The 673-nt window shown below is 40.4% G+C and carries 1 pseudogene; it reads left to right on the forward strand.

The window, feature by feature from the left end:
* Window positions 1-275: pseudogene (locus R7R78_RS26705) on the forward strand (MFS transporter); the annotation flags it as partial.
* Window positions 276-673 lie beyond the last annotated feature (398 nt).

Consider the following 673-nt stretch of genomic DNA (forward strand, 5'->3'; position numbering starts at 1 on the left):
ATGCGTTCGAACGTTGCCTAATGTCTTCGAACTACTTGTTCGCAAGCACCTTTGCATTCTCATCTGCAATGAACTACTTCCTTGCTACGTGGATCGTCACCAGTCCATCAGGCACTGCAGCCTTCAATGAAGATCTCGGTAAGTTGACACTTTACAGCTACCCAATGATCGCCATTCCTAGCATGTTGATGATGTTTGGTATTTTTTACTACATTTGGCGTCAAATTCGCGCGATGACGTCTCTTGAAACTGAACAAATTTTCCACATAAAGTAAAACCTCAGCACTCGAAATACTAAGGGGAAGAGCCCTCTTCCCCTATCTTCCACCCGCCCTTTTCTATTCCATAGCTTTCCATTTAGATTCACTCATCCGTCACTCAGTGTTGACCACGTTCACATTGATAGGGGCGACTTTCGCTCTTTTTATGAAAACCCACATAAAAAATGTGACAAAAATGAACAAGTATATGAAAGTCATGGTGCATTGCTTATCCAACTGATTTAACATGAATTTTTTAAAACCTTGCTGCATTTATAAAAAATATGTTCGGATCAAAAAAATTAAAAATGGAAAATGAGGCGCTTAAGCAGGAATTAGCGAGCCTTAAAGACAAGTACCAAACCGACGTTGAGACGTTGGAACGTCAGTTAAAAGAAGCCAAACAACTACTG

The sequence above is a fragment of the Vibrio sp. 2134-1 genome (assembly GCF_033339495.1).